The 3,780-nt window shown below is 34.2% G+C and carries 4 protein-coding genes; all 4 read right to left on the bottom strand.

The window, feature by feature from the left end; genetic code table 11:
- Positions 1–1,296, bottom strand: a 1,296-nt coding sequence (locus AC06OU_RS11535; RefSeq protein WP_475855916.1) for a ribonuclease YeeF family protein, incomplete at its 3' end; no start/stop codon positions are given.
- Between the two features lie 398 nt (positions 1,297–1,694).
- Positions 1,695–2,045: a transposase gene (locus AC06OU_RS11530; RefSeq protein ID WP_475855914.1), complete on the bottom strand. Its 351-nt coding sequence runs from the start codon at positions 2,043–2,045 to the stop codon at positions 1,695–1,697.
- 411 nt (positions 2,046–2,456) lie between these two features.
- A complete protein-coding gene (locus AC06OU_RS11525; protein WP_475855913.1) occupies positions 2,457–2,936 on the bottom strand; it encodes a DUF2247 family protein in 480 nt (159 codons plus the stop codon).
- A 222-nt stretch (positions 2,937–3,158) separates the two neighbouring features.
- Positions 3,159–3,404 carry a hypothetical protein gene (locus AC06OU_RS11520; RefSeq protein WP_475855911.1) on the bottom strand — a complete coding sequence of 82 codons (246 nt, stop codon included), beginning with the start codon at positions 3,402–3,404 and terminating at the stop codon, positions 3,159–3,161.
- Positions 3,405–3,780 lie beyond the last annotated feature (376 nt).

Raw genomic sequence — 3,780 nt, 5'->3', positions numbered from 1 at the left:
ACTTGTACCTTCAGTCCCGTTTTTCCCATCATCTATTACTTTCCCATCCACTGCAGCATTACCAGATGTCTTGACCGGGGACGAGGATGCTAAAAATTTGAGTGCTAAAAAACTTGTCACTAACTCAAAGCTATTTTGCCAATGTTCTTTGGACAAAGGATCTTTTGGAAAAATCGCTTCTTTAAACATTCCACTAAAACCAAATGTAGCATAATTTAAAAAATCCCTTTTCGAGTCGAACATCCTGGCACTTCTTTCATTGGCTCCTGACAAAATTCCCCCCGAAGCCCCAAAAGTCCAATAGTTCACAAAATCATAAGGGGAATCTAGTGCCTTTTCACGTCGTATACGTACCCCATCCCAAAAGTCTTCAGCAATCCCTTTGAAACTATGGAAGGATTTCACAAATATATTTTGATCAACAGCTTCTTGTTCCGTTCCATTGAGCTCAGGTTTAGGACAGGATAAGACAAGCATATCTGCACCCACAAAAGGATTGTTTACGTGAATCAAACCACCATAGCCAAATCGTATAGGAACATTACCAGATATAAATGCCTGGAGCATAGTCGTCAACTGATTTTCTCTATTCACTATGGAGGAAAGTACAGCAACAGGTGATGTACGAGATGCCAATTCTGTCTGCAAATTATTTTTAACAGTCAATGCTCCCCAGTTATCTGCTTGGAAATGAACATCCGTTAGCCCACTTTTAAATATCCCTTCTATATCAGAGAGCCATGTTTCCATTGTCCGGATATCCTGTTCCATGGTGTTTAAAGCAGTCGTCTGTGTTGCATCAAATTCATACAGATGCGAGAGAGTATCATCACGTTTTCTCTTAGAACTAATAACCCCCTCCTGCACTGCGCTATCATCTAAATGAGGCAGTGCTACAATGTCACTCACCTGATCCATGATGCTATTTGTTTCGTCTGTTAGACTAGCGGTAAATTGGCCAATAAGTGTCAATCCCTGCTCCAGTTCTCCCTCTAAAAATTCTTCTAATATGTAACCTGATAGGTCTGGTTCGAGAGAGTTAAGCGCTTTGCCAATTTGATAAAGTACTTGTTGAGCATCGTAGGAAAACAATTGAAAAAACTGAAGAAATGGCAAATGACATTCCTCATAAAAGGAGCGAATGGCACCTCCTCCTTCTCCTTTTAATTGTTCCTCCATCTGAACTAGTCCTTCGACTCCACGCTGGATTGTTTGTATTTCAGTATTTAATCTTCCTAACATTGTAATGTTTCGCTGAAGCCCATCTTGTAATAAGTCTACATCCAATACCTTCATAGGCTTGTCCTCATCACATGTTTAGAAAAACTCATTTCACTATATCCTTTAGTATACAATAATGCCCCATAGGTGAACATTCTTCTCCCCCTCTAGCAAACTATCAATAGTTATAATATTCCATTTTCACACGAAGAGGTAAAGAGATTATCTACAATAACCATAAAAATAAACCTTACGTATTAGTATGTATAAAACCTCCTGATACTCTTTTACTACTGACGAAGAAAATAAACGGTTAAATAGCTAGTGGCGAATATAACATTTCATTACTATTAGCATCACTAAATAGTCTTTGATTGAGGGTACTATCTACTTAAGATGCCGGGTCTAATGAATATATATCGTTATACGCATAGAGAGTGTAGTTTTAGGAAGCCCATTCATAAAAAAACCAATTAGATGTTACTATCTCTTTCTTCTATGAATTCTATAAACGAATCTTGCAGTTCTCCTTCTGTGTCAATAGAATCGAGAAGTAATTTAGGTTCTATCGAACAATCTTTTAAAGTCGAACTTCCATCAATTACTCCTAGCATGTTTGAAATAGTATCAATCATAGTTTGTTCAATTATCTTCATTAATGTAACTTTATTTTCGTCAGTTAAACTATCGTAAAAACCAATAGCTTTTTTCCAATAATCATCTGTTTTAGAAGTAACATTCGTAGTTTCATACAATTCTTTGTATATTTTTAGGTTCTCTTTAATGATAGACTCATAAAGTGATTTAACAAAAATATCATTCATTTTATTTCCTCATTTCTGGATACATTTTTTGTTTAGATCAATAAGTTCTTTTAACTTTCAAGAAGAACGAGCTCAAAGACCATTTTATTTATCAGATATTACAACACATTTCATTAGTGACTGGGTATATCTTATGAAAAATAAAATGTTAAATTTTGAAGGACACCATTACAAACTAAAATCTGCGTTTCATCTTAATCGGATATTCCATCGATGTCTTTTTCAAGAGAATTCTTAGCAGCTTACATTACACTTAACATTAATATGGAATGGCAATAATAACTGAATCACTAATAGTTTACACGTATTGCTTTAACTTCTATCCTGTTATTTCAAGTTCCCTACCAACAGACTTAACTTTGTAATGATTTTTATTAGTTCTTTCTCTGCCCTTAGAGTCAAATAAAATAACTAACAAAATCTCACTCTCTCTAGCTCTAAAAATTTTTCAAACCTATTTACTAAATCTTGTGTCGTAGTTGGAACATCTTGAGGCATATAATTAATGAAACTCACCATATCTTCTGGGTAGTGATGATTTCCATAAAACTCTGCAATTTTATTTAGTAATTCGTTTTCTTCTTCACAGCTTTCTTTTATTTCAAATAAGCAAACAAATCTGAGTTTTCTATTCTCCTCTAATAATATTGTGCTTTCTTCATCTAAATAGGGGAAATAATTAGTTTTTATTTCTACCATTACTTTATCTAAATTTTCACTAGATACTCCCCATGCAAGCTCATTGACAATCTCACTTTCATCACCATTTTCCATTAACTCTACCGCATAGTCTGAAATAACATCTTTACTAAGATAGTTTTCTTGGATACCTATAAAAATAGTTTTCCAGTCATAATTAATATGTCTTTTTTTAAAATCTTTTAAGTTCATATTATTCACGTCCTACTTTTTTGGAATTTCATTTGGTTTACCCGCTATAACACCGTTTTCAATGAACCTCCTGTGGCTCACATCACCATTTGGCTCAATAATCCATTCAAAAACTCCTTTTTTGCCATTATTACTACCTGTAATTTGATATAAATCTCTTTTAATACCGTCCCCTCCTACTAGTGAAAACTCCTCTGCAAATCCCGAATAATTATCAACAACTCAGCAAAACCATGTTCCTTTACTAACATGAGGGAACTCTTCTTCTATAGAGGGTTTTCCTTTTTCGTCTCTTCCCCAAACTGGGTTTACTTTATCAATCTTTTTACTACTTCCAACTCGTTTTCCATCTATAACAGGACCTTTAAGTTCTTCAATTACTTTAGAAGTAGCTCCACTGGCTTTCTGTCCAGCATTATTCGTGCCCTTAGACGTTCCTTCATCAGTATTCCTTATACTTTCAGTCACATTTTTTCCTTCATTTATTACTTTACCATCCCGTGCAGCATTACCAGGTTTCTTAACCGGTGATGAATAGCTCCAATGCAACTAACGGATCGTCAATAATTCTTCAAGTATCCTTTTTATTTAAATAAAAACACATCCAAATGGATGTGCAGTTTTTGCTATTAATTTTCATTAAGTGGTAACTTAAATTCTTTGTAGTTTTAATTAGGATTCAAACAGTAAACCCTATTAGCAGTTATAGTCCAATCAGCGAATTCCTTTACGTCATAACCGTAAACTTCCTGGGTTTGTGTATCTGTAATTAATGTAGTTAAACGAAGAGGCTTATTTTTATAATCTAACAATATGTTTTTTTCATTATCATTAATCACAAAAC

The organism is Psychrobacillus sp. (assembly GCF_056205495.1).
The sequence above is the reverse complement of the archived record's forward strand: the minus strand, read 5'-3'. Positions and strand labels throughout refer to the sequence as shown.

Coding starts and splice junctions, on each gene's coding strand:
- AC06OU_RS11530 (WP_475855914.1), bottom strand. CDS start 2,045: ATGAATGATATTTTTGTTAAATCACTTTATGAGTCTATCATTAAAGAG.
- AC06OU_RS11525 (WP_475855913.1), bottom strand. CDS start 2,936: ATGAACTTAAAAGATTTTAAAAAAAGACATATTAATTATGACTGGAAA.